Consider the following 25,494-nt stretch of genomic DNA (forward strand, 5'->3'; position numbering starts at 1 on the left):
GTATTCAGTATTAACATAAAATTTAAAATGTGAATGGAAAAGAGGATTACATAATGGCTGCTTATGAAAAAAGAAAAGCTAGGTATGAAAAGCTACTTATAAAGCAAAGACAGCTTGTAAACTTTATAAGTTCTTTAAGAATTATTGTATTTGTAGCTGGGATATTTTTTACAATGTATCTTTACTACAAACTTAGAAGTGAATACATATCTACTATTGTATTTTTAGTTTCAGGTATAGCCTTTGGAATATTAATATATTGGCATGATAAGGTTATAACTTATAAGAATACCTTGGAAAATATATACATATTAAATGACAAAGGAACAAAAAGAATAAGTGATAAATGGAGAGAGTTTGAGGATAAGGGAGAGGAGTTTATAAATACAGAGCACCCTTATACTTATGATCTAGACATATTTGGTAAAAGTTCATTGTTTCAAAAGATAAATGAAACTAATACTTTTTTGGGAAGAAAAAGATTAGCAGCGGTGCTTTCAGGATTGAATTTTTCAACTAAAGAGTTATATGAAAGGCAAGAAGCCATTAAGGAGTTAAGTAAGAAAATTGGGTTTAGAGAAAGATTTATAAGCGAATCTATGATAAACAAAGGAACGTATAAGGACCCAGAAGAACTTTTTAAATGGGGAAAAGAAAAAATGCCCATATATGAAAATATGGCTATATTCATAGGCACTAGAATAATCTCAATAGTTTCAGTAGTTCTTATAATAATATTTTTTATGGGAATAGTTCCTTATAGAATGCCGCTTACAGCATTATTAATTGAAGGATTATTACTTTTACCTGGCAGAGATAAAAGAGGTGAGGCATTAGGCACTGTATACAGATATAAAAAAAATATAAGAAATTATTATAATTTAATTGCTCTTTTAGAAAAACAAAATTTTAAATCTCCTTATTTAAAAGAGCTAAAAGAAAAATTAAAAGAAAATAATAGTACAGCAACCAAAGCAATAGATGAGTTTTATAAAATTTCCAGCCTTACAGGGGATAGAGCTAACATGGTGTATATGCCTATAAATATAATTTTCCTTCTAGATTATTATATAATATTTCGTCTTGAAAGGTGGAAATCTAACTCAGGAGAAAAACTTCAGGATTGGTTTGAAGCAATTGCAGAGCTTGAGGCTTTAATGAGTTTAGCACTTCTTTGCTATGAAAATGAAACTTGGACTATGCCAGAATTTAAGGAGGAAGGGCTTTTATTTGAAGGTGAAAATATAGCACATCCTCTTCTAAGTAATAATAGGATTTCAAATGATGTAAAAATAAATGATAAAAATAAGATACTTCTAATAACGGGATCTAATATGTCAGGAAAAAGTACTTTCTTAAGAACTGTAGGAATAAATACAGTACTCGCTTATACAGGAGCACCTATTTGTGGAGAAAGGCTTATAGTAAGCCCAATGAAAATATATACCTGTATGAGAATAAGTGATAATTTAGAAAAAAACATATCATCTTTTTATGGAGAACTTCTTAGAATAAATATCATAGTAAAGGCAGTAGAACAAAAGGAACCTATACTCTTTTTATTGGACGAAATATTTAAAGGCACTAACTCATTGGATAGACATACCGGTGCTAAAATTCTTATAAATAAAATGAGTAAAGAAAATGCAATAGGCCTTGTGTCAACCCATGATTTAGAGTTAGGAGATTTAGAAAAAAGCAATAGAGTTGTAAAAAACTATAATTTTAGAGAGTACTATAGTGAAGGTAAAATACATTTTGACTATAAACTAAGAGAAGGAATATCAAAAACAAGAAATGCAATGTATCTTATGAAACTTGCAGGTATAGATGCAGAAGAAAGTGATTTATAAGCACATACTTTAAGTATGTGCTTATTTTTATTAGTAAAATTCAGATATACTAATTTATAAAAAAGACATGGTCAGAATATATCTGGTTTTTAGCACATATAATTAATAGGTAAAAATTTTAAATTGCAAGAATATTCCTGCATAATAAGTTATGTAAAGTAACAAATATGGAAGGAATTTTCAGTGAAATATTGAATTAGTATTATGGGGCAATATTTCAATAAATTTAAAGTATGCTGAGTTATAAATTGGGGGAATAAATTATGAAAAGTGCTATGTTAGATTCCTATGAGCCTAAACACGGGGAAGCATTAAGAATAATTCCTAAAGCACAGAGGGAGCAAGCTATAAAAAGAGCAGGATATAATACATTTCTTCTAAAGCCAAGGGAAGTATATATAGATTTATTGATATATAATAAAGTAAATAATAATAAATTTAAACAAGATATATTAAATGATAAAAGTTCAAATTGTAACTATGATAAATATAGATTAGAGCAAGTAGAATATCTTATAGAAAGACTTGAAAAGGCTTCAATACCTATAATAAATTCCGGTGGAGGTCAAGCGGTTTTTTTAGACGCCAAAAGGTTTTTACCAAGCATTCCTGAGTCCCAGTTTCCAGCACAATCACTTTCAGCAGCATTATATGTAGATTCAGGAGTAAGGGGCATGGAAAGAGGAATAGTTTTTGCAGGAAGAGACAGTAAAACAGGAAAAGACCGTATCCCAAAGCTTGAGCTTGTAAAGCTTACTATTCCACAAAGAATTTATACCTATGCCCATTTAGATTATGTAGCTGAAGCCATAATATCTTTATATAAAAAGAGAAATGAAATCAAAGGGCTTAAATGGGAGTATGAACCTAAAATTTTAAGATTTTTTACAGGTAGATTTGCTTTAATAGAATAAACTTTAGAAGGTACACATATGAAAAGAGTAAGAGTAAAACTTAGAACAAAAATTAGTGCGTTAAATATAAGTGTTGTAGTTATTTCCCTAGTGATTACTATAGTTTTAATATATCAAATGAGGATGTCTTGGATAACAAAAGAGGCAGAAATTAACTTGATGAATATAAGTAAAATCATATCCAAATCACCATTTATAATTGATGGGTTAAAGAACAAAAAAGATTCAGATGAGATGCAAAGTTATGTGAAAGATATAGTAAAATCCGGTAAGGATGTAGACTCAATAAGTATAGTGGATTTAAATGGAAATACTTATGCTAATTCTGATTTTGAAAAAATGTATGACACCAGTGTTCAGGGAATATCAGAGTTAGCTTCCATACAAAATAAAGAAATTTTAGAGGATAAGGTAGAAAGCTTTGGAAAACTTATAATATCATTTGTTGTCATAAGGGATGATAAGAAAGACCCCATAGGTTTTATAATGGCAAAAGTATTAACTAATAATATTGAAATAGCTAAATATGAAATAGTTATAACATTAATTCTTGTAATACTTTCAGGTTTACTTATAGGAAGTGTAGGTTCACTAATAATATCAAAGAGTGTAAAGGAATCACTTTTAGGATATGAAGCAGAGCAAATTTCTAAGCTGTTTATACAAAAGCAGGAGGTATTGGATTCTTTAGATGACGGTATAATTGCAGTGGATGAAAATTTTAAGGTAACTTTTTATAATAAGGGTGCGTTAAATATTCTCAAAATAGATGAAGATATAATAGGGGAAAAAATAATAAATATTATTTCAAATTCTAATCTCTATCAGGTATTTAAAGATGGTGAACCTCAATACAACAAAGAAATGATTATAAATAACACAATAGTTGTTACAAATAGAATTCCAATAAAAAGTAAAGAAAAAGTTATAGGTGCAGTGGCGATATTTAGAGATAAAACTGAAGTTACAAGGCTTGCTGAGGAAGTAACAGGAGTAAGACAAGTAGTAGAAGCGCTAAGGGCTAATAATCATGAATTTATGAATAAACTTCATGTTATTTTAGGGCTTATTCAAATAGGTGAAACTGATGAAGCTAAAAAATACATAATTAAGCAAACTAAGGAGCAGCAACAAAAGGTAAGTCTTGTTATGAATAAAATAGAAGATTCAACCATTGCAGCTCTTATTCTAGGTAAGATAAGCAGGGCAAAGGAAATGGGAGTAGAACTTTATATCGATTCCAATAGTAACCTTAAAAAAAGAAAGGGAAGAATTAATAGTCATGCGTTAGTTACTATAATTGGCAATTTGCTTGAAAATGCTATAGAAGCAGTGAGCATAAGTGATAAAGAAAAGAAAGAAGTAAACATACTTATAAAGGAAGATTCATTTTGTATTTTAATAGATGTAAAAGATACAGGCACAGGAATATCTAAAGAAAATTTGTCCAATGTATTTAATAACGGATTTTCAACCAAAGGTGAAAACAGGGGAAAGGGCCTTGTACTTTTAAATCAAATTGTTGAAAATTTAAATGGCAAGGTAGAAGTTTTTTCTAATGTAAACGAAGGATGCCGGTTTAAGGTATGCATTACAAAGGAGGAAAAGGATGATTAACGTACTGATAGTAGAAGATGATCCGATGGTAGCACAAATAAATAAAAGATATACAGAAAGCATAGAGGGATTTAAAGTAGTTGGGGTTTGTAGTAATGGAAATGAAGCATTAAACACAATAAAGACCAAACAAATGCAATTAGTTATACTAGACTTATATATGCCTAAAATGGATGGGATAGAATTCTTAAAAGAAATTAGAAAAGAACATATAATGACAGATGTAATAATGGTAACAGCTGCACATGAAACAAATAAATTAAATGAAGTGCTAAAGCTTGGCGCTATAGATTATCTTGTAAAACCCTTTGAATATGAAAGGTTTAAGGAAGCATTAAATAAATTTAAATTAAGGTATGATCTCCTTCAGGAAAAATCTACTCTTAATCAAGAAGATATAGATAAAATAACAAGTCAAAATTCCACAAGTTTAGGAGAAGACTTTCAAAAGGGAATAAATGAGAGAACTTTATATAGAATAAAAAAATTTATAAAGGATTATAAAGAGGAATACTTTACTTCAGAAGAAATAGCTGAAGGAATGAAATTATCTAGAGTTACCATAAGAAGATACCTAGAATACATGTCATCCTTTGGTGATCTAATAAGAGATATAGAATACGGAGAAGTGGGAAGACCAAAGACTAAATATAAAGCTTCGATAGATAATAAATTAACAATATAGTAATACATAGAAAAAATTAGTGAATGAGATATGCGTGAAAGTTGCAAATAGCTTATAGAAAGTCTTTTGTAACTTTTTATTTTTGCAAATATATAACTTTTTTAATTCATAACTAGTTTAAATTGATAAAGTCTATGTGTAAACGTTAACGATAAAAACATAAGTTACAAAACAATTGAAATACTTTTATAATATAGAAGTTGTTAGAAAATTAAGATAATATATATTTAACTAATAAATAAACAACTAAAATCAATTGGCCAATTGGTTTATGTCAGTATTAATTAAGTACTTAAGTTTAGGAGTGAAGGGGGATATTATGGATTATAAAGAAATGAGCTTAAAGCTTCATGAAGAAAAGTGTGGTAAGGTGGAAGTTATATCTAAAGTTAAAGTAAAAAATAAAGAAGATTTAAGTATTGCTTATACTCCTGGGGTAGCAGAACCCTGTAAAAAAATTCACGAAGATGCAGAAAATGTGTACAAATATACGGCTAAAAAGAATTTAGTTGCAGTGGTTACAGATGGAACAGCAGTACTAGGACTTGGAGATATAGGGCCAGAAGCTGCTATGCCAGTTATGGAAGGAAAGGCAATATTATTTAAGGAGTTTGCAAATGTAGATGCATTTCCTATATGTTTAGATACAAAGGATGTGGAGGAAATAATAAAGACAGTTAAGTACTTATCTCCAACCTTTGGTGGAATAAACTTAGAGGACATCTCAGCTCCAAGATGCTTTGAAATAGAGAAAAGACTTAAGGAAGAACTTGATATACCTGTATTCCATGATGATCAGCACGGTACAGCTATAGTGGTTTTAGCAGGACTTTTAAACGCATTAAAGCTTGTGGATAAAAACATAGAAGATGCAAAAATAGTTATAAATGGAGCAGGTTCTGCTGGAATATCCATATGTAAGCTTTTGATGGCAAGAGGGGCAAGAAACATAGTTATGTGTGATTTAAAAGGAGCTTTAGTAGAAGGAGAAGACTGGATGAACAAAGCTCAAGTAGAAATTGCAAAGGTTACTAACAGAAGCTTTGAAAAGGGCGTATTAAAAGATATCATAAAAGAAAAAGACGTATTTATTGGAGTTTCAGGACCTAACGTATTAAATGCAGAAATGGTTTCTACAATGAATAAGGATTCCATAATTTTTGCTATGGCAAATCCTACACCTGAAATCCTTCCAGAGGAAGCAAAGAAGGGTGGAGCAAGAGTTATAGCTACAGGAAGATCTGATTATCCAAATCAAATAAATAATGTACTTGTTTTCCCAGGGATATTTAGGGGAGCATTAGATGTACGAGCAAGGGAAATAACAGAGGGAATGAAACTTGCAGCAGCGGAGGCAATTTCAAGTATAGTTAAAGATGAAGAATTAAATGAAGAATATATAATTCCAGATGCATTTAACAAAGATGTGGTGGAAGCTGTTTCTAAAAAAGTAGGAGAAATAGCTATAAAAACTGGCATTGCTAAAATAAAATAATAAATATTATAGGGGGCGTTCAAATGGGTAAAAAGAAAATGAGTCTTGTAACAAAAATAATGCTAGGCTTAGTACTTGGAATAATAGTAGGATTATTTTTTACATCATCACCTAAAATTGCTACAAACTATATAAAGCCTATAGGAACATTATTTTTAAATCTTATTAAAATGACCATAGTTCCACTGGTATTTTCATCCTTAGTAGTTGGAGCAGCAAGTGTGGGAGATGTTAAAAAGCTTGGTAGAATTGGCGGAAAGACCATGATTTATTTCTTTGTGACCACTGCTATAGCAATAATTATAGGATTGATTCTTGCAAATATATTTAAACCAGGAGTAGGCGTGGCACTTGTAGCAGGGACCCAGCAAAAGGCCACTGAAGCACCAACTTTAATTCAAACATTACTTGATATTGTTCCAACAAATCCAATAGATGCACTTGCAAAGGGAAATATGCTTCAAATTATATTCTTTGCACTATTTACAGGAATAGGAGCAACTTATATTGGAGAAAAGGGAGAAATTTATTTAAAGTTTTGTGATAGTGTAGCTGAAATTATGTATAAGATAACTGAGGTAATAATGAATTTAGCACCTTATGGAGTGTTTGCACTTATAGTTCCAGTTATTGCAACCAATGGCCCCAAAGTACTGCTTCCACTAGTTAAATTAATACTAGTTTGTTATGCAGGATATATATTACATGCAATAATAGCTTACTCATTTTCTGTTAGTATGTTTTCAAAAATATCACCAATTGAGTTTTTAAGGGGGACTTCAGCGCCAACAGCAATAGCATTTAGTACAAGCAGCGGAGCAGGAACTCTTCCTGTAGCTCTTAAAACAGTAAGAGAAAAATTTGGAGTATCGGATGGAATAGCAAGTTTTGTACTTCCACTGGGTACAACAATAAATATGGATGGAACAGCTATATATCAAGCAGTTTGTGCAGTATTTATTGCTCAAGCCTATTCAATACCATTATCATTTTCACAGCAATTAACAATACTTCTTACCGCACTCTTAGCTTCAATTGGCACAGCAGGGGTTCCTGGAGCAGGATTTATGATGCTTATGATGGTTTTATCCTCTGTAGGACTTCCACTTGAAGGAGCTGCATTAATAGCTGGTATAGATAGAATACTTGATATGGGAAGGACTGCTGTAAACGTTACAGGAAATGTAGGGGCGTGTATTGTAATTGCAGGAACTGAAAATGAAATAGATTATAATAAGGCTTCAATAAGAAATAAGAACAACTCTAAAAATATAGAAGCTTAAAATATATAACACTATCTTTTAAATTGGGGGATTAATATGAGCAAAACCGTGGGGATTTTAGGAGGAATGGGACCTCAAGCAACTTGTGATTTGTTCAATAAGATTATAAGTTATACAAATGCTAAAAGTGATCAGGAAAATATTCACTTGCTTATAGATAATAATGTGGAAATTCCTGATAGAACTAACTATATTCTAGGCAAAGGGGAAAATCCAATAACGCCTATGGTAGAAACAGTAGTAAAACTTAGAAATGCTGGAGCAGAGATGATTATAATGCCCTGCAACACAGCACATTACTTTTATAATAAACTGACAGAAGCAGTTGAAATACCTTTTATAAATATGATTGAAGAAGTTGGAAGATATATTTATGAAAGCTATGGTGAATGCAAAGCAGGGCTTCTTGCAACCACAGGAACTTATGAAGGCAAAGTATATGAAACCTATTGTAAAAAGTATAATGTAGAGATTGTTTCGCCAAGGGATGAGGATAAAAATTTTATTTTAGATTTAATTTATAGGGTTAAAGCAGGGGATATGAACTTTGATATAGACAAAATACTAAAAGTATTAAATGAGTTTAAACATAATGGAGTTAATACAATAATACTTGGATGCACAGAACTTCCATTGGTGTTTGATAGTTTAGATAAAAAGCTATTTAAAGACTTTAATTTTATATCATCTACAGATGTTTTGGCAAAGAGAACGGTAGAACTAGCCAAAGCTAACTAATAATTAATACTTAGGGGGATTTAAAAATGAGATATAGAATAGAAAGTGATTCAATAGGGGAAAAGGAAGTTCCAATTAATGCTTATTATGGGGTGCAAACTTTAAGGGCCTATGAAAATTTCAATATAACAGGGCGTAAAATTCATCCACAGCTTATAAAAGCATTGGCTGAAATAAAAAAAGCAGCAGCTATAACAAACATGGATATTGAACTTTTAAACAGAAAAGTTGGAAATGCCATTGTAAAAGCCTGTGATGAAATTATAAAAGATAGGTTTCATGAAGAGTTTATAACAGATGCTGTACAGGGCGGTGCAGGAACATCTATGAATATGAATGCAAATGAAGTTATAGCAAACATAGCTATAGAAATCCTTGGAGGAGAAAAGGGAGATTATAATATAGTTCACCCTAATGACCATGTTAACATGGGGCAGTCCACAAATGACGTTATACCTACAGGAGGAAAAATTGCAGCTATAAGATTATTAAAGGGTGCTTTGATAGAGTTATATGCTTTAGTAGATGCTTTGGTAAACAAATCAAAAGAGTTTGATCATGTAATTAAGATGGGAAGAACTCAGCTTCAAGATGCAGTGCCAATAAGACTTGGACAGGAATTTAAGGCATATGCAGATGCAGTAAAAAGGGATATAACTAGAATAAAAAGAACTATGGAAGATTTAAGACATGTAAGCATAGGGGCTACTGCAATAGGAACTGGAATAAATGCTGACGAAGAATATGTAAAAAACGTAACTCCTAATTTAAGTATAGTTACAGAGCTAGAGCTTGTACAATGTGATGATTTAGTAGATGGTACTCAAAACTTAGATACCTTTGCAGCGGTATCTGGAGCTTTAAAAGTTTGTGCAATTAATTTATCAAAAATATCAAATGACTTAAGATTATTATCTTCAGGACCAAGAACAGGCATAGGAGAAATAAATCTTCCAGCAAAACAAAATGGGTCATCTATAATGCCTGGAAAGATTAATCCTGTAATACCAGAGGTAGTTAATCAAGTGGCATTTAATATAATAGGAAATGATATGACAATAACTATGGCAGCAGAAGCAGGACAGTTAGAGTTAAATGCCTTTGAGCCAGTACTTTATTATAACTTATTTGAATCTATAGAAACTCTTACAAATGGAGTTAAAACCTTTATAGAAAACTGTGTAAATGGCATTACAGCAAATGAAAAGCGCTGTAAGGATTTAGTTGAAAACAGCGTAGGGATAATAACTGCCATATGTCCACATGTAGGATATAAGAATTCAGCTAAAATAGCTAAAACTGCTATAAAAACTGGAGAATCCGTAAGAGAACTTATTTTAAAGGAAGGTTTATTAAAAGAAGCAGATTTAGATGTGATATTTGATGCCTATGGCATGACTGAACCAGGAATTTCAGGGAAGGAACTTTTGAAGAAATAGAAACCAGCATATTAAAAAAAGAAGTTTGTAGGTGTGCAAGCTTCTTTTTTTATGTGCGTTCAACATAGGCAACATTAGGGGCAAGGAATAGCATTAACGCCAGGACAGCAGCTATAGTAGTTGGTGCTACTGAAAATGAGCTTGATTATGATAAGGCTTCTGTAAAAAATAATTCTAAAGTGTAAGGGTTTAAAATGGGGGGCTTTTGAAGCGACCTCTTTATATTTTAAATATTAACAAATTGTTCTTTAAAATTTTATGGTAAAGTCCATCAACTTAAACTAAAATAAATATTAGACATTTTCCTTAAATAGAAAATTTATACTAAAACATGAAAAATAATCATAAAAAATTTTAAAAAAGGTATTGATAATTAATAATAATTATTATATAATAATAAATGTAGAGAACACACAGTGATAATAACCCCACAAGATGGGATTAGAAATAAAAAATAAATAAATGATTTTAGGGAGGATTTTTATTATGAAAAAATTTGTATGTACAGTATGTGGATATATTCATGAGGGAGATGCAGCACCAGAAAAGTGCCCACAGTGTGGAGTGCCAGCTGATAAGTTTATAGAAAAAGTTGAAGGCGAGTTTGCTTGGGCAGATGAGCATAAAATCGGAGTAGCCGAAGGCGTTGATCCAGAAGTTATAGAAGGATTAAGAGCAAACTTCACAGGAGAATGTACAGAAGTTGGAATGTATCTTGCAATGTCAAGACAAGCTGATAGAGAAGGATATCCAGAAATTGCTGAAGCTTATAAGAGAATAGCTTTTGAAGAAGCAGAACACGCAGCAAAATTTGCTGAACTTTTAGGAGAAGTAGTAACAACTAGCACAGAAAAGAACTTACAGTTAAGAGTTGAAGCAGAGCACGGAGCTTGCCAAGGTAAAAAAGATCTAGCAACACTTGCTAAAAAGTTAAACTTAGATGCAATTCATGATACAGTACATGAAATGTGTAAAGATGAAGCTAGACATGGTTCAGCATTTAAAGGTCTTTTAAACAGATACTTTGGAAAATAATCCAATGTAATAAAAAAGCAGTTGTGAAATTTATAAATTTCACAACTGCTTTTTTTATTAATCAGGAAAAACTGGCTTGTAGCAGCTTTTCCTAATCTTTAATTAGTGGCAGCCTGAGCAAGTGGAACAGCCATCACCATAGTCACCTTTAAACAGTGGTTCAAGAGAAAAACTATCTAGTCCTGTTTCTTCAGCAGACTTCATAACAAAGCCGCCAAATTCAGCAATTAAGTCCTTATCAACAAGGAAAATTATATTTCCAATTTTAACAGCCTCATCATTACTTTTTGGTTCATCTATAACAAGATTAAAAGATGGGCCTCCACAACCAATACCAGCTAAATTTATTCTGATTGTATCAGCAACTACATTGTTATGCAGTAAAAATAATTTAAATTCTTTATAAGCTAAATCGCTCATAGAAAATGCAGCCATTTAAGTTACCTCCGATATTTTTATGATGTTATTGTTTTTTGAATCTATTTCCAGTATTCATATAAATAACTGATATAATTGTTACAAGGACAAATAATATAGACCCAATAATTACTATATAACTAAAGTAAGCAAATTTTAATATCTTTGCAATTCCAATAAAAAGACAAATACCTGCAAGGGTAAATAATAAGTTACCTACAAATTTACATAAAGCCTTTTCATCATATTTTTCTTTCTCATATTTTGAAGAAGTGTTATAACCAGAAATTAAAAAGCTTGCTTTGCCAAATCTTATAGTTACACCTAAGATAGCTAAAATTAAAGGAGTAATAAAAATTGATATTTCCATAGCGATGCCTCCGTTAAAATTATTTTATTTCCCAATTATAGGCTGTCCCTATGTTAATTATAACATTGAAATAATTATATAAATATGTCTGGAACTATATATATACTACTAAAATGATTAGAAAAAGTAAAGAATCTATAAAATAACTAATTAAAAGGAGTTGAGAAAAATTTCTCAACTCCTTTTAATTAGTGGCAGCCTGAACAAGTGGAACAGCCATCACCGTCATCCTCTTTAAATACTGGATCAAGTGAAAAACCATTTAATCCATTTTCCTGGCTAGATTTCATAACAAAACCACCATACTGTGCAACTAAGTCCTTATCAACAAGGAAAGTTACATCTCCAATTTTAACAACCTCATCATTACTCTTTTGTTCATCCAGAACAAGATTAAAAGATGGGCCTCCTCAGCCAATACCTGCTAAATGTATTCTGATTATATCAGAGTTTACATTATTTTCTTGTAAAAATAACTTGAATTCTTTATAAGCTAAGTCGCTCATAGAAAATGCAGCCATTTAATTCACCTCCATTATTTTTTAATGTAACTATTGAAAGAATTTACATTATGGGTATAATTGTAGTACATAGAATATATATTTTCAATAGAACAATGATTCTGATTATACTTTAAATATAGTATAAGGGATAGGGGGAATCGGGAAATGTATGCTTGGCAGGAAGAACGATCTTTAGTTTTAAAACAATATACTCCAGAGATGTTTTTTAAATATGTGTGTATGCTTATAGGAAAAGAATTTAATACTGAACTTTATTACATAATTGAGAAAAATTTATATATACTCAAGATGCTTAAATATATAGTACAAATAGAAAAGAAAGAAGTGGAAAGACTTCAATATAAGAATCCATATGCTTTAGATAAATACTTGCTTGAAGAGTTAAAAAAACAAGGACTTGCCTTTGATATAAATAAGAGCACATATATAAAATGTTGTTATTATGAAGATGAATTAAAAAAAGTCCATGATGAAAACAATAAGGATTTAAAATTTAGTGAAAAGTTTAATATATCTATTCCAGAAGGGGGGCTGTTTTATCCATGTTGTGGAGAAGATAGCTATGAGCCTCTTTATTTGTTTATGGATATTATAGATGAATTTCATTTTGCAGATAGTAATAAAATTATCCTTCCTTATTTAGAATGTGGAGTAAGAAGGAGTAGCGAAGATAGGAATAGCCTAGAAAATAATATAGGAGCATTTAATTCAAAGGATGTTCCTTTTGCAGTAGCTATGTTTAACAATAAAAATTTTGAAACTCTAAAAGTCTTAGAAGATAGCCTTTTAATGAACTTAGAATTCATTAAGTTTTCAGATATAAGTACTAAAGAAATATGGAAGACAAAGTATGAAAATAATAAGAAAATAGAGGTGTATTCTCATAAATATGATGGCTTTTTAGGAATAATGAGCATAGAAAAAATATCTGTATTTTATTATAGAGGAAGAAATAAGAGGAATAGTAATTCAGCATTTAATTGGTTTGAAGAAATGGCTTTTAATACTATGCTTGAAAAGCTTCAAGATGGAGGAATTATAGTTACAGATGGTATAAATCCTCATGAAAAAGATAAAGATAAAGATGCTAATTGGAATGTTTTATGGAAGGATGAAAATATTAGCTTTAATTATAAAAACAGAAAATTTAGTTTTATTGGTGAGATGGGTAGTTCACTAAAGGTATGGAAGGTAGAAAAAACAGTGATAGAAATGGACTGATATAGTATAATGTCCATAATAGAAATAAAATTGGGAAAGAGGGAATTTTTGTGAATCTTTATGAGGTACTAGAAAATGTTAAGTTATGGACAAGGGAAGTTGGAAAGCTTCAACTGGAAAAATATAATTCTAAAATAAAATACACAAGTAAGTCAACTGTAGTAGATATGGTTACTGAGGTAGATATATTATCCGAAAAGATTATTATAGATAAGATAAAAAGTACTTATCCCAATCATGCTATATTATCTGAAGAAGAAGGAGAAATTAAAAGTGAAAGCGAATATTTATGGGTAATTGATCCTTTAGATGGTACAAATAATTATTTGCATGCTTTTCCAATATTTTGTGTATCCATTGCACTTAAAAAGGGAGAAGAAACTGTACTTGGAGTTATCTATGTGCCAAGACTTGATGAAATGTTCTATGCTATAAAGGGAGAAGGCGCATTTTTAAATGATGAAAAAATTGAAGTAGCTAAAAAAGAGAACTTAGAACAATGCATACTTACCACAGGATTTCCTTATGATAAAAAGATCTCAAAGCATAATAATGTAAATTTATTTAATAATTTAGTAACCGAAATTCAAGGGGTAAGAAGAACAGGAAGTGCAGCCTTTGATTTATGCTGCGTGGCGTGTGGAAGAATTGATGGATACTGGGAGCTTAAATTAGGACCTTGGGATTTAGCAGCAGGAGCACTTATAGTAGAAGAAGCAGGCGGAAAAGTAATGACTTCTTATTTAAACAAGGAAAATGGAGAAATAGGAGTTAATATAATAGCTGGAAATAAATCTGTAGTAGAAAAGGTTTTAAGCAAGTTGAACGAAGTAAGTAATTATTTTAATAAATAGTTTAGAGATACAATCTAAGGGGGATGACTAATAATGTTTGATTTAAGTGTTTTTGATAATCTTACTCAAAAGCAAAAGTATGAAAGTTTGCTTTCGATGATGGATTCTTTATTAAAGGATGAAACAGATGTAATTGCTAATTTAAGTAATGCTTCTGCACTTATAAAGGCATTGGTTAGTGATGTAAATTGGGCAGGGTTTTATATTATTAAAAATAATGAATTAGTTTTAGGGCCATTTCAGGGGCTGCCAGCATGTAATAGAATACAAGCTGGTAAAGGCGTATGTGGAACTTCAGCACTTAAAGGTGAAACAATGCTTGTAAAAAATGTACATAGTTTCCCAGGACATATTGCTTGCGATTCTCAGTCTAATTCTGAAATTGTAATACCTTTAAAGCAAAATAATAAGGTATATGGGGTACTTGATTTAGATAGCCCAACGGTAGGAAGATTTGATGAAGAAGACAAGATATATTTAGAAAAAGCCGTTGAAATTATAAATAAATATGTAAATTGGGAAGAAATAAATTAGTACATTTCAATTAGTTGAGAGAGTTCTTTGTAATATTTTTGAATAATTTTAATATTAACACAAAGAAGAAATTCCGTATTTTTTGTTATATAATAATCAATGTTACTTAAAAAATATATAAAAGGAGTCGTTGTCGTGAAGATAAGCAATTTTGTTTTATCAAGAAATACAATAGACAACAGGTTTAAATACGGAATAAAATTTGTCCCAGAGAAGGTTTTAAATAAATATTTAGATTATATGTTAGTAGTTTTAAAAAAGTTAAATGAAAAAGAATATGGATTTAACTTAACATTTAAAAAAGACAAGCTTTTTAATAATATACAGCTTTCAACTAATGAATTTAAAACATATATAAATATGTTATATGACTTTTATAATTCATCAGAAAAGGAAGAAAACTTTGAAGTAGAATTTATAGCTAAAAATTCAAAGGATAAAATAATACTTACCTCTTTAAATGATAATCACATAAAAGTATGTTCTATAAAAGAAAATTTCAATGGAGAAAAAAGGGTGTTTTTTATACTTATGAAGGAAGAATTGATAGATTATATAACTTCATTAAATGCTGTATATAGAGAAAATCAAATTCAAAGAAATTTAGATGGTGTTTCTAAAGAGTTTATAAGAAAGTCTGAGAGGGATGCACTATACCTGCAAACATTATATATATGGACAAATCAGGCTTTAGACAATAAGGATATTGAAGCTTTTGAGGTACTATCATCAGAAATTAAAAAGATAAAAGAAAATTTATAAAAATATGAATAATGTGAATATTTTCTTGAGATAAGGGAAGTATAGCTAATGGATAGAAGTAAAAATATTCTATTCATTTGATGAACAAGCAGCACACTAAAATCATCATTAAACAATTTCATAATAAGCTCCCCTTATCCAATATTTTATAAACACAGCACTGCGAGTTAGGTAGTTGCTGTGCTATTTTTATTTTTTGCTATAATTTGAACTGGTTCTAACTTAAGTTTTACGTTATAAAATAGTATAAAGTAAACTTTTATTAATTACAAAATGTAAAGCTAATACTTGATTGGGGGAAGGCTTATGAAAGATGATAAGAATAAAAGAAATAAGGCTTTATGGCTTAATATATTTATATATAATTTAATATGGCTTGTTTATTATATATTTGAAATGTTAAATGGAAGAATGGAAACGTGGTATTTAAAGGTGATGAATTTAATATTTCCAATGATATTTTTTACCTTATGGAGCTTACTTAGTTATATAGCATCCTTAAGATGTAAGCATGAAATGTCTAGAGCTAAAATATTTAACGTCATATTTATTTTTGTTATTATAGATCAGGGAATTAAAGATATAATAAGAAACTACTTCCCATTAGAGCATCATATACAATTATTATCAAATTGGTTATATTTGTATCCTATTGTTAATACTAAGGGTTCCTGGGCTGCTAGTAGATTTGGATTGGATATGGGGATAAAAGTATATATTATTTTTAATATTATATTCTTTCCTGTTACTATATACGTTTATAAGTATTACTCACAGAGCTATAGAAAAAGCTTTTTTTTAAATAGTTCTTTTATACTTATCTTTGCAGGAATAGTATGCTCACTTATAGATAAGGTGTTTTGGGGAGGAAGTCTAGATTATATACTTATTAAAGATATTTTTGTAGCAGATTTAAAAGACATTTATATAACCTTAGGAGCTGGTAGTTTAATTATAGAGATGTTGTTAAATAATAAAATTTATTTAAAAGAAAATTAAAATGGGTGCTTTATTTTGTTAAGCACCCATTTTATAAAAAATGATTAGATTTTAATTTAAAGTTTTTAGCTTGAAAATTATTTTAAATTAATAAGTTAATTAGCACAAGTGCAGATATTATTTGGACAGTGGCAATTAAAAGGCCGTATATTGATGCTTTAGGACCTTGAGTTACTAAGTCTTTAAATTTCACTCTCATACCAATACCTGCTAAAGCTATAATTTCAAAATTACTACTTACAGTTTTAAATAATTTAGATACTGATTGAGGTATAACACCAAGACTGTAAAGTGTGCAAGCTATAAAAAATCCCATGACATACCAAGGAACTTTAGCCTTAGCACTTCCATGTGTTTCACCTTGAGATTTTTTCTTCATATTAGCAAAGACAAGTACTACTACTACTAAAAATATAATTCTAACAATTTTAAATATGGTTGCCAGATCTTTAACTTCATTATTAACAAGACTTCCACTTGCAATAACTTGTCCAACTGATTGGAGTACTCCACCTATCAAAGCGGAAGTTTTTAAAGTATCCAAGGAAAATGCTAAGTTGGCAATTATAGGTAAAAGAAGCATAAGTATAGTCCCTACTACGTTAACGATGGTAATTGCAATTCCCTTGTCTTTATCATCAGCTCCAATAACAGGTGCAGTTGAAGCAATGGCGGAAGAACCACATACAGCATTCCCGCTTGCCATGAGCAGTCTAAAGTTTTCGGAAAAACCAAGCTTTTTACCAATGAGTATAGCAGCTATTATGGTAATAGTCATTTGAATAACTATAAATCCTACTCCGGAAACCCCTAATTTAAATATGGTATTGAAATTTAATGTGCCTCCTAAAAGTACTATGGAATAAGCAAGTAAATCACTTTCGGAAAATTTAGATCCCTTAGCATATATTTTTTTATTTCCAAAGGTATTTCCTACAAACATACCTAAAAATATAGCTAAAGATGCACCTCCTATAGCAGGCATATATATTCCTATAAATTTACCTATATAGGCAATGGCTGTACACATAAGTACTCCAGGAAAGATATCTGCTATTTTGTTTTTAAGTTTAGATAAGTCCATTTTATGTCCTCCTTATATTAGTTAATAGCTAATAGTTAATAGTTAATGAAATTTGTTCAATAAGTATTAAGTATTAACTATAGAAAGTTACTATTCAGCTTTTAAGAACTTCTATTATAGATTATAATACCTTTATAACCATAATAAAAATAAATCTTTTTAATTGTAACAATTAAAAAAACTTATGGTTTTATTAGGAGATGATATAGATGCTTGATGAATTTAGATATTTTACAACTGTAGTAGAATATAAAAATTTTACTAAAGCTGCAGAACACTTGAATATTTCTCAGCCAAGTGTAAGTTTACATATAAAGCACCTAGAAGAGGAGCTTAACGTTATTTTAATAGAAAGATCAAGTAAACAAAAAAAGATAGTAATAACTCCTGCGGGAAAGCTTTTTTATGAAAGAGCTAAAGAAATAGTAAATTTAATGGAAAAGACTAAATTAGAGCTTTTAGATTATAATAAAGTTATTAAAGGCAATTTAAAGATTGGAGCAAGTTTTACTGTCGGGGAATATTTTCTGCCAGAGTTTTTAAAAGATTTTACCAGGGAATTCTCGAAATTAGATATAGAAGTAGTAATAAAAAATACTATGGATATATGTGATTTAGTAAAAAATAAGGAAGTAGATATAGGACTAGTGGAAGGGAGTGTGCCAAGTTCACATTTTAAGTATGATGCATTTTATCAAGATGAAATGGTCTTAGCTGTTCCATATAACCATGAACTTTCCAAAGTGAACTTTTCTTTAAAGGAATTGCAAAGTCAAACGTGGATAAGCCGTGAGGTAGGTTCAGGTACTAGAGATTATTTAAACTTTTTTCTTTCATCTAATAATATAGAGCCAGAAAATATAATGATATTTGGAAGTAATTATGCTGTAAAGGAAGCAGTTAAAAATGGGCTTGGCATAACCCTTATATCTTCATATGTAACCAAGAGCGCTGTAGAAAGTAAAGAGATTACAGTGATAAGTCTTCCAAAGCATTATATTAGACACTTTAATTATATAATACCTAAGGAAGGAAGTACCTCTAAAGCAGTTGAAATGCTTATAGAAAAACTGCGACATTTTTAATATTGGGGTAGCAGTATAGGATTTGCACCTAGGGAAGCATTCATTTCGCTAAAAACGGCTAATATTTATAAATTTAAAATGCCTAAACCTTCTAAACTCGCTTTAGGCTCAAACAATAGAAGGCTCTATACGGTATTTTAAGTTTATAAATAAAGCCGTTCTAAAGCTCATTCAATGCTTTCTACGGTGCAAATCCTATACTGCATTCAACATTAAAAATATCTTCATTTTAAGATTTGGTACATAAGAATCTTTCAGGGCGGCAGCCCGAGCGGTTACAAGAGCTTATAAGTAATAAATAGAAAAATTAAATATCAGGAAGTCTGACAGCAAGTAAGTCTGAGTAATACTTTTAATATTGAATAATAGTATGGGATTTACATTGTAGAAAGCATTGAGTAAGCACTAAAAGGTCTTTATTTCTGAACTTAAAATATCGTTAAGAACCTTCTATTGTTTGAGCAAAGCGAGTTTAGAAGGTTTAGATATTTTAAGTTCAGAAATATTAGACCTTTTTGCGAAACGAACGCTTTCCTAAATGTAAATCCTGTACGATATATTCAATATTAAAAATGTCGCAATTTCATTTTTAAGTGCCTATTAAACTCTAAGGACTAGTGTTTTCAACTAGTCTTTTATATTCCCTTACTATATCAAATTTGCTATCATTAGAGCTAATGTAACCTACATGGGAATACACATCGTTAAGTATTTTCTTTCCAGCAGGATCTTTAGATATATCTATAAAGGCATCTTTGATATTTACTTGCCATTCAGCAGACATATCTGATCTTACAGATATAGTATCGTTTGGGATAGGCTTAGAAAAATAAATAGGTACAACTTTATCAAATACATCCTTGATATCCTCTTTAACTGTGTTTCGTGCATCTTCAAATACTGCAGCGGCATCAACTTCATCATTTAATAATGCAAGTATGGCAGTATCATGTCCTTTTATCTTTACTTGTTCAACATCTGTTTTTATATTTATTCCAGCTTTTTTCATTTCAGCTATAGGCCATATATATCCACTAGCAGAAGAAGTGTCTTGAAATGCTATTCTTTTTCCTTTAAGGTCTTCAAGTTTTTTTATATTAGAATCCTTTTTTACAACTATAATAGAGCGATAGTAATCTACTAAATCTTTAGTATTTTTACCACTGGGTTCGTTTACTCCATATCTTTGAGCTTGCACTAAAATATCAGCTATACCTCTATCCTTTGCTAAAACATAAGCTGATGGAGGTAAAAATCCAACATCTATTTGCTTTGAGGCCATTGCATCTATTAAGCTATTAAAGTTAGTTGCAACACTAATTTTAACTGGAATGCCAAGCTTTTTGGATAGTAGTGCTTCGAGGGGTTTAACTTTTTCTTCTAAAGTATCTTTATGGTGAGAAGGAAAAAATTGAACAGTGAGTTCTTTGGGGATATAAGCTTCTGGAGCAGGGGTATCTTCAGCTTTATTTGAACAACCGACAAACAATATTACGAGCAATATTAATGTTAGCATAATTACCGTAATCTTTTTATTCATGATACAACCCTCCAATACCAATAATGCCATTTCTAGAAATTCTTATTTTGTTATAAATCAGCATTTATCTATATTATTCATAAATGACAAAAGTAATATACAGGCAAAAGGAAAATAATTCATCATTATAAGGAAAATAGTTCATGATTTACATGAATAAATTGTAAAATTAAATAAAGCATTTTAAAGTATAGTTTGTTATATGAGATACAAATTATAGGAGGATGTATTAAATATATTAAATATGGCATTCTAATAATTAATGTAAAAAATCCCTATTGGGTGACTTTTATCTTAAATTATTATTTGTTATTTACTTATTATTCATAAGACAGAGGAGAGTTATATATGAAAAAAGTTGCATTGTTCTTTGGAGCTGGAGCAGAACTAGATTATGGACTTCCTTCTGGAGGAGAATTTGCACTGGATATATTTAGAATGGATGTAGCAGAAGATAAGGAAACATTTAAAAAGGCACTTGAAAATATAGATTTAAATTCTGATTATGCTAAATGGTTTCCAGATAAATTTTTAGAGAAAAATAGGAGTGCTTTTATAAGATCACAGTATGAAGAACTTGTGAAGGGAAGTCTTGAAAGTAAAAGAGATACTATCATTAAATATATGGACAGTTTTGATGAAAATGTATCACATATAGTAAAAAAAATAGAAGAAGGAAATATTTACATAGATAAAATATTTGAAGAAATGCTTTCTTGTTCTTTAGAAAACTTAAGTTATAAAAAGCATGTGAAGTTAAATACTTTACTTGATGGCAATCATGATGCTTTATTTTCATCAAAGTATTTTTCAGCATTTCTTATTGCTATGGAAACTAAAGATACAAATATAGCTTTTAAAAATAGCATGAAGGATATGGTAAGAACATTACTGGAACTCTTAATTGGTTCTTTAGGAGAAAGTTTAATACATAAATTAAATGATGGAATATTTGAAAGAAGTCCAGATACCTTAGATGTTTTCGATGATTTAGGAAGTATATTTTCCTTAAATTATGAAGCTACAGGTATGAGGGGACTAGAATGGATAATAGAAAAAAGTGAAAAGAATATATTTGAGTTAAAATCTAAAGAGGACATCATAGTAGAGTTTAGCAGAATGATACTTGAAGATTTATTTTGTAGAGCGTTAGATTATAAATCTCTTTTAGATTCCAACTGGAGTTACTTATATAATCCTAAAACAGATTGGACTAAGTTTACAAAAGTTGCGATATTTCTACATACTGTTAGAAGATATATATTAAATATTGCAAAAGGAAATTATGATAATATAAAAAATGGAGATGGATATTATCATGATTTAATAAAAATTAAAAGGAAGTATGAAATAGTTGCAGTAGGGACTGCTAATTATAATACATTTATTGAAGATATCACTAACGAAGAAGTTTGTTTTTTAAATGGTTCTGTAAGAGATTTTTATGATCCATATTTAAATACAATAATAGATGAAGAAAAAGCAAAAGTTAGCAAGCATCTAACCGTTCCATTTCTTTTTACTCAAAATGGGATAAAGCCTTTAACATCTGTAAGAATGGCGGAAAGATACGTTGATATATATAATAGATTTAAGATGGCAGATATAGTATGTATTTGTGGATTTGGATTTAATGATTATGACAGTCATATAAATGGAATGTTTAGAGCTTTAATAGAAGACGAGAAAAAAAATATAATTATAATAATTCATGCGTCGGAAGGGAATACGGATTTAGATAAATTGATGGAAACTTATAAAAAGAAATTAAGAATAGAAAATACAGAGCGTATAAAAATATTACAAGTTAATAAAGAGAGAAGAATTAATAATGAAGGCATAATGTGGTATGAAAGTTTAGAGTAAATAATGTATAAAAGCTTTGAATAAAAGTACTTATGAAATAAACTATATAATAAATATTGGTAAGGGTTAATTATTTTTCAAATATGTATTGCATATTAGGTGCAATCATGCTATACTGAGCAAGTCGTAGTAATTAAGCTATGGCCAAGATTTAGTATGATTAATAACTATTCCTCTTTTTAGGAACGTTATGTATCAATTTTAGATCTTAGTTTTAAAATAAAAGGAGGAATTTTAAAATGGCAGATAAAACATTAGTATGTAAAGATTGCGGAAAAGAATTCGTATTCACAGAAGGCGAGCAGGCTTTCTACAAAGAAAAAGGATTCGAAAACGAACCACAGAGATGTGCTGATTGCAGAAGAGCTAAGAAGCAACAGAACAACAGAGGATTCAGAAGATAATAATTTTTGAATACTTACCCTGTAGAAGGTAACTTCTATAGGGTTTTTATATGTTAATTCATAATAAAGTTTGAAAATTCTATAGATTGTGTAAATAATAAATATTTTAAAATAAATGTTGCATATTATTTACAATCATGATATAATAATTAAGTCGTAGTAATTCAAAATGAATTACTGCACCAAGATTTAATACGATTAATAACCATTCCTCTTTTTATAAGGAAAGTTATGTGAATCCGTTTTAGATCTTAATATAATAAAAGGAGGAATGTTGAAATGGGAGATAAAACATTAGTATGTAAAGATTGCGGAAAAGAATTCGTATTCACAGAAGGCGAGCAAGCTTTCTACAAAGAAAAGGGATTCGAAAACGAACCACAGAGATGTGCTGATTGCAGAAGAGCAAGAAAGCAACAGAACAACAACAACAGAGGATTCAGAAGATAATAGGTTTTTGAGCACTTAGTCCTATAGGAATCAGTTCTTATAGGACTTTTTAGTTTGTTCGGCATGGCTGTGTTATGAATGATTATTAAATTTAGTAATTATTCACAACATAGCCTGAAAAAAAGTTATATATAATTCAAAAATGGGAAATTATATATAGTGAGTGATGTCGTAAGTGCTTATTCTGAATTAGAAGTAAAATTAGAAAATTTAAAGCAAAAAGGATGGAATGTTAATGAAAGAAATAAAATTTAAAGATTTAGGATTAAATGAGGATATATTAAAAGCAATAGATGATATGGGATTCGAAGAACCTTCAAGCATACAGGCTGAAGTAATACCAGTATTATTAGAAGGAAATGACGTAATAGGCCAGGCACAAACAGGTACAGGAAAGACTTTGGCTTTTGGAGCTCCAGTACTTAATAATATAAGCAAAGGTGGTAACAAGCCAAAATGTCTTATATTAGCACCTACAAGAGAGCTTGCTATACAGGTAAATGATGAACTTGTACGTATAGCAAAGCATAGCAGAGCAAGTGTTCTTCCAGTATATGGTGGTCAGCCTATAGATAGACAAATTAAATCTATTAGAAGAGGTATTGATGTAATAGTAGGAACTCCTGGTAGAGTACTTGATTTAATAAGAAGAAGAGTGCTTGATTTAAGTGATATTGAATTCTTTGTATTAGATGAAGCAGATGAAATGTTAAACATGGGATTTATAGATGATATCGAAGAAATTATAAAAAATTCAAATGATGAAAGACAGACATTACTCTTTTCTGCAACAATGCCAAATGAAATCAAAAAGCTTGCTAAAAGATATATGAAGGAAGAAGCAAAGCATATATCAATTGTAAAAAATGCTATGACTGTATCTACAGTAAGTCAGTATTATTATGAAATAAAGCACAAGGATAGATTCGAAACTTTATGTAGAATATTAGATGTAGATGAGCCAACTGCAGCTATAATCTTCTGTAAAACTAAAAAGGGTGTGGATGAACTTGTAGAATCCATGCAAGCAAGAGGATATAGTGTAGAAGGTATGCATGGGGATATGACTCAATTGCATAGAATGAACACTTTAAGAAAGTTTAAAGAAGGAAATCTAGAATTTTTAATTGCAACAGATGTAGCAGCAAGAGGAATAGATGTAGAAAATGTAACACATGTAATAAACTATGATCTTCCTCAAGATACAGAATCTTATGTTCATAGAATAGGAAGAACAGGAAGAGCTAATAGAGAAGGTGTAGCATATACTTTAGTTAGCCCAAGAGAATACATGGTTCTTAAACAGATAGAAAAAGCAACTAAAGGCAAAATAAAAAGAAAAGAAGTTCCAACTGTAGATGATATATTCAATGCAAAATATAAAAATATAACATCAAGAGTAAAAGAAGCTTTAGAAAATGAAGAATTTAAGAGATTTATACCTATGGCTACAGAATTAGATGAAGAATTTAATCTTGTAGATGTAGCAGCAGCTCTTATGAATATTATATATAGTACAGAAATATCTTTTGATTATACAGAAAATGCTATAGAATCAACAAGATCTTCTTCTAATTCTTCTTACTCTTCTTCAGGTTCTGTAAGATTATTCTTAAGCCTTGGAAAGAAAGATAATATGAATCCAAAAACTCTTCTTCAATTCTTAATAGAGAAAGCTAAAGTAAGAAAAGATGAAATTGGAGAAATACGTATATTAGAAAACTTCTCCTTTATAGACGCAGCACAAGATGCTGTAGATTCAATTATGAATAATTGTAGTGGTAAAAGTTTTGGCGGAAGAAGATTGAATATAGAAGTAGCTAAGAAAAAAAGATAATATTAATTAATGATAAAAAGAAGTTTGTATTTGCAAGCTTCTTTTTTTATTTATAGTTAAAGTTTTCATGATGATTATAAGAGAAGTTCAAATAAATAAGGAAGAAAGATAAGATTTTATTTCATGAAATATATATAAACGAGCTCAGGTGTGTCTGTATGCAAAATATTAAGTATATGAAATAATAATTAAGAATGTCATAGATAATTTCGTTTAATAACAATTAATGAGATTAATGTATAAATTAAATCATGATAAGATAACATTCGTCGCTGAGATGAGCGACAAACAAATCAACTAATTGATAACAACTTGAAAAAATGTTTTTTAAAAGTTGTTGACAATAAGAAACAAAAATGTTAATATATAAAAAGTCGCTTGGAGCGACAGGGTCTTTGAAAATTGAACAGAGAATAGAAACCAGTCAATTACTTAACAGTTAAATGTTAAGAAACGCGATGAGCGAAACAGATTAAACTTTTAAATTG

Annotated in this window: 24 protein-coding genes; 19 read left to right on the forward strand and 5 right to left on the reverse strand. The window is 29.9% G+C overall.

What is annotated here, in order from left to right; genetic code table 11:
* The first annotated feature begins 53 nt into the window (after positions 1-53).
* The 9 genes from CRN98_RS11180 to CRN98_RS11220 all read left to right on the forward strand — a co-directional run bounded on the left by CRN98_RS11180 (position 54) and on the right by CRN98_RS11220 (position 11,059).
* A complete protein-coding gene (locus CRN98_RS11180; protein WP_097027509.1) occupies positions 54-1,853 on the forward strand; it encodes a MutS family DNA mismatch repair protein in 1,800 nt (599 codons plus the stop codon).
* 263 nt (positions 1,854-2,116) lie between these two features.
* Positions 2,117-2,767, forward strand: a complete 651-nt coding sequence (locus CRN98_RS11185) for a beta-eliminating lyase-related protein (RefSeq protein ID WP_097027510.1) — start codon at positions 2,117-2,119, stop codon at positions 2,765-2,767.
* A gap of 18 nt (positions 2,768-2,785) precedes the next feature.
* Positions 2,786-4,384 (forward strand): ATP-binding protein, encoded by a 1,599-nt coding sequence (locus CRN98_RS11190; RefSeq protein ID WP_097027511.1) that lies wholly within the window; start codon positions 2,786-2,788, stop codon positions 4,382-4,384.
* Positions 4,377-5,069 (forward strand): response regulator, encoded by a 693-nt coding sequence (locus tag CRN98_RS11195; RefSeq protein WP_097027512.1) that lies wholly within the window; start codon positions 4,377-4,379, stop codon positions 5,067-5,069. The genes CRN98_RS11190 and CRN98_RS11195 overlap by 8 nt, the downstream gene beginning before the upstream one ends.
* Before the next feature lie 319 nt (positions 5,070-5,388).
* Positions 5,389-6,564: an NAD(P)-dependent malic enzyme gene (locus CRN98_RS11200; protein ID WP_097027513.1), complete on the forward strand. Its 1,176-nt coding sequence runs from the start codon at positions 5,389-5,391 to the stop codon at positions 6,562-6,564.
* Positions 6,565-6,602: 38 nt separating this feature from the next.
* The gene (locus CRN98_RS11205) at positions 6,603-7,847 is read left to right on the forward strand and encodes a dicarboxylate/amino acid:cation symporter (RefSeq protein ID WP_097027537.1); all 1,245 of its coding nucleotides are present in this window, start codon (positions 6,603-6,605) and stop codon (positions 7,845-7,847) included.
* A gap of 36 nt (positions 7,848-7,883) precedes the next feature.
* A complete protein-coding gene (gene cuyB / locus CRN98_RS11210; protein WP_097027514.1) occupies positions 7,884-8,585 on the forward strand; it encodes a cysteate racemase in 702 nt (233 codons plus the stop codon).
* A gap of 26 nt (positions 8,586-8,611) precedes the next feature.
* Positions 8,612-10,024: an aspartate ammonia-lyase gene (locus CRN98_RS11215; protein ID WP_097027515.1), complete on the forward strand. Its 1,413-nt coding sequence runs from the start codon at positions 8,612-8,614 to the stop codon at positions 10,022-10,024.
* A 486-nt stretch (positions 10,025-10,510) separates the two neighbouring features.
* On the forward strand, positions 10,511-11,059 hold the full coding sequence (locus CRN98_RS11220; RefSeq protein ID WP_097027516.1) for an NADH peroxidase: 549 nt from the start codon (positions 10,511-10,513) through the stop codon (positions 11,057-11,059).
* Between the two features lie 102 nt (positions 11,060-11,161).
* On the opposite strand, the gene CRN98_RS11225 is transcribed toward CRN98_RS11220, so the two are convergent.
* The 3 genes from CRN98_RS11225 to CRN98_RS11235 form a co-directional block, all read right to left on the reverse strand.
* The gene (locus CRN98_RS11225; protein ID WP_097027517.1) at positions 11,162-11,494 is read right to left on the reverse strand and encodes a HesB-like protein; all 333 of its coding nucleotides are present in this window, start codon (positions 11,492-11,494) and stop codon (positions 11,162-11,164) included.
* Positions 11,495-11,522: 28 nt separating this feature from the next.
* Positions 11,523-11,846, reverse strand: a complete 324-nt coding sequence (locus CRN98_RS11230) for a DUF3784 domain-containing protein (RefSeq protein ID WP_097027518.1) — start codon at positions 11,844-11,846, stop codon at positions 11,523-11,525.
* A 188-nt stretch (positions 11,847-12,034) separates the two neighbouring features.
* On the reverse strand, positions 12,035-12,367 hold the full coding sequence (locus tag CRN98_RS11235) for a HesB-like protein (RefSeq protein ID WP_097027519.1): 333 nt from the start codon (positions 12,365-12,367) through the stop codon (positions 12,035-12,037).
* A gap of 147 nt (positions 12,368-12,514) precedes the next feature.
* Between CRN98_RS11235 and CRN98_RS11240 the strand changes: the two genes are divergently transcribed.
* The 5 genes from CRN98_RS11240 to CRN98_RS11260 all read left to right on the forward strand — a co-directional run bounded on the left by CRN98_RS11240 (position 12,515) and on the right by CRN98_RS11260 (position 16,740).
* Complete coding sequence (locus tag CRN98_RS11240) at positions 12,515-13,591, forward strand: hypothetical protein (protein WP_097027520.1); 1,077 nt, start codon at positions 12,515-12,517, stop codon at positions 13,589-13,591.
* A 50-nt stretch (positions 13,592-13,641) separates the two neighbouring features.
* Positions 13,642-14,445 (forward strand): inositol monophosphatase family protein, encoded by an 804-nt coding sequence (locus CRN98_RS11245; RefSeq protein ID WP_097027521.1) that lies wholly within the window; start codon positions 13,642-13,644, stop codon positions 14,443-14,445.
* Positions 14,446-14,478: 33 nt separating this feature from the next.
* The gene (locus CRN98_RS11250; RefSeq protein WP_097027522.1) at positions 14,479-14,979 is read left to right on the forward strand and encodes a GAF domain-containing protein; all 501 of its coding nucleotides are present in this window, start codon (positions 14,479-14,481) and stop codon (positions 14,977-14,979) included.
* Between the two features lie 135 nt (positions 14,980-15,114).
* Positions 15,115-15,741: a hypothetical protein gene (locus tag CRN98_RS11255; protein ID WP_097027523.1), complete on the forward strand. Its 627-nt coding sequence runs from the start codon at positions 15,115-15,117 to the stop codon at positions 15,739-15,741.
* Between the two features lie 306 nt (positions 15,742-16,047).
* Positions 16,048-16,740: a signal peptidase II gene (locus CRN98_RS11260; protein WP_097027524.1), complete on the forward strand. Its 693-nt coding sequence runs from the start codon at positions 16,048-16,050 to the stop codon at positions 16,738-16,740.
* Between the two features lie 82 nt (positions 16,741-16,822).
* Here the strand turns inward: CRN98_RS11260 and CRN98_RS11265 are convergent, their stop codons facing one another.
* Positions 16,823-17,824: a YeiH family protein gene (locus tag CRN98_RS11265; protein ID WP_097027525.1), complete on the reverse strand. Its 1,002-nt coding sequence runs from the start codon at positions 17,822-17,824 to the stop codon at positions 16,823-16,825.
* A 209-nt stretch (positions 17,825-18,033) separates the two neighbouring features.
* Between CRN98_RS11265 and CRN98_RS11270 the strand changes: the two genes are divergently transcribed.
* Entirely contained in the window at positions 18,034-18,909 is an 876-nt protein-coding gene (locus CRN98_RS11270) for a LysR family transcriptional regulator (RefSeq protein WP_097027526.1), read from the forward strand.
* 607 nt (positions 18,910-19,516) lie between these two features.
* On the opposite strand, the gene CRN98_RS11275 is transcribed toward CRN98_RS11270, so the two are convergent.
* Complete coding sequence (locus tag CRN98_RS11275) at positions 19,517-20,449, reverse strand: phosphate/phosphite/phosphonate ABC transporter substrate-binding protein (protein ID WP_097027527.1); 933 nt, start codon at positions 20,447-20,449, stop codon at positions 19,517-19,519.
* A 348-nt stretch (positions 20,450-20,797) separates the two neighbouring features.
* Here CRN98_RS11275 and CRN98_RS11280 point away from each other — a divergent pair, with 348 nt between their 5' ends.
* The 4 genes from CRN98_RS11280 to CRN98_RS11295 all read left to right on the forward strand — a co-directional run bounded on the left by CRN98_RS11280 (position 20,798) and on the right by CRN98_RS11295 (position 25,006).
* Positions 20,798-22,315: a hypothetical protein gene (locus tag CRN98_RS11280; RefSeq protein ID WP_097027528.1), complete on the forward strand. Its 1,518-nt coding sequence runs from the start codon at positions 20,798-20,800 to the stop codon at positions 22,313-22,315.
* A 239-nt stretch (positions 22,316-22,554) separates the two neighbouring features.
* Complete coding sequence (locus tag CRN98_RS11285) at positions 22,555-22,719, forward strand: zinc-ribbon domain-containing protein (protein WP_097027529.1); 165 nt, start codon at positions 22,555-22,557, stop codon at positions 22,717-22,719.
* 279 nt (positions 22,720-22,998) lie between these two features.
* Positions 22,999-23,169: a zinc-ribbon domain-containing protein gene (locus tag CRN98_RS11290; protein WP_097027530.1), complete on the forward strand. Its 171-nt coding sequence runs from the start codon at positions 22,999-23,001 to the stop codon at positions 23,167-23,169.
* A gap of 235 nt (positions 23,170-23,404) precedes the next feature.
* Positions 23,405-25,006: a DEAD/DEAH box helicase gene (locus CRN98_RS11295; protein WP_097027531.1), complete on the forward strand. Its 1,602-nt coding sequence runs from the start codon at positions 23,405-23,407 to the stop codon at positions 25,004-25,006.
* Positions 25,007-25,494: the final 488 nt, after the last annotated feature.

It is taken from the genome of Clostridium peptidivorans (genome assembly GCF_900205925.1).
In the GTDB taxonomy this organism is placed as follows: Bacteria; Bacillota; Clostridia; order Clostridiales; family Clostridiaceae; genus Clostridium_AK; species Clostridium_AK peptidivorans.

Coding starts and splice junctions, on each gene's coding strand:
- CRN98_RS11190 (WP_097027511.1), top strand. CDS start 2,786: ATGAAAAGAGTAAGAGTAAAACTTAGAACAAAAATTAGTGCGTTAAAT.
- CRN98_RS11280 (WP_097027528.1), top strand. CDS start 20,798: ATGAAAAAAGTTGCATTGTTCTTTGGAGCTGGAGCAGAACTAGATTAT.
- CRN98_RS11205 (WP_097027537.1), top strand. CDS start 6,603: ATGAGTCTTGTAACAAAAATAATGCTAGGCTTAGTACTTGGAATAATA.
- CRN98_RS11230 (WP_097027518.1), bottom strand. CDS start 11,846: ATGGAAATATCAATTTTTATTACTCCTTTAATTTTAGCTATCTTAGGT.
- CRN98_RS11275 (WP_097027527.1), bottom strand. CDS start 20,449: ATGAATAAAAAGATTACGGTAATTATGCTAACATTAATATTGCTCGTA.
- cuyB (WP_097027514.1), top strand. CDS start 7,884: ATGAGCAAAACCGTGGGGATTTTAGGAGGAATGGGACCTCAAGCAACT.
- CRN98_RS11225 (WP_097027517.1), bottom strand. CDS start 11,494: ATGGCTGCATTTTCTATGAGCGATTTAGCTTATAAAGAATTTAAATTA.
- CRN98_RS11265 (WP_097027525.1), bottom strand. CDS start 17,824: ATGGACTTATCTAAACTTAAAAACAAAATAGCAGATATCTTTCCTGGA.
- CRN98_RS11250 (WP_097027522.1), top strand. CDS start 14,479: ATGTTTGATTTAAGTGTTTTTGATAATCTTACTCAAAAGCAAAAGTAT.
- CRN98_RS11195 (WP_097027512.1), top strand. CDS start 4,377: ATGATTAACGTACTGATAGTAGAAGATGATCCGATGGTAGCACAAATA.
- CRN98_RS11240 (WP_097027520.1), top strand. CDS start 12,515: ATGTATGCTTGGCAGGAAGAACGATCTTTAGTTTTAAAACAATATACT.
- CRN98_RS11220 (WP_097027516.1), top strand. CDS start 10,511: ATGAAAAAATTTGTATGTACAGTATGTGGATATATTCATGAGGGAGAT.
- CRN98_RS11270 (WP_097027526.1), top strand. CDS start 18,034: ATGCTTGATGAATTTAGATATTTTACAACTGTAGTAGAATATAAAAAT.
- CRN98_RS11185 (WP_097027510.1), top strand. CDS start 2,117: ATGAAAAGTGCTATGTTAGATTCCTATGAGCCTAAACACGGGGAAGCA.
- CRN98_RS11285 (WP_097027529.1), top strand. CDS start 22,555: ATGGCAGATAAAACATTAGTATGTAAAGATTGCGGAAAAGAATTCGTA.
- CRN98_RS11200 (WP_097027513.1), top strand. CDS start 5,389: ATGGATTATAAAGAAATGAGCTTAAAGCTTCATGAAGAAAAGTGTGGT.
- CRN98_RS11215 (WP_097027515.1), top strand. CDS start 8,612: ATGAGATATAGAATAGAAAGTGATTCAATAGGGGAAAAGGAAGTTCCA.
- CRN98_RS11290 (WP_097027530.1), top strand. CDS start 22,999: ATGGGAGATAAAACATTAGTATGTAAAGATTGCGGAAAAGAATTCGTA.
- CRN98_RS11180 (WP_097027509.1), top strand. CDS start 54: ATGGCTGCTTATGAAAAAAGAAAAGCTAGGTATGAAAAGCTACTTATA.
- CRN98_RS11260 (WP_097027524.1), top strand. CDS start 16,048: ATGAAAGATGATAAGAATAAAAGAAATAAGGCTTTATGGCTTAATATA.
- CRN98_RS11295 (WP_097027531.1), top strand. CDS start 23,405: ATGAAAGAAATAAAATTTAAAGATTTAGGATTAAATGAGGATATATTA.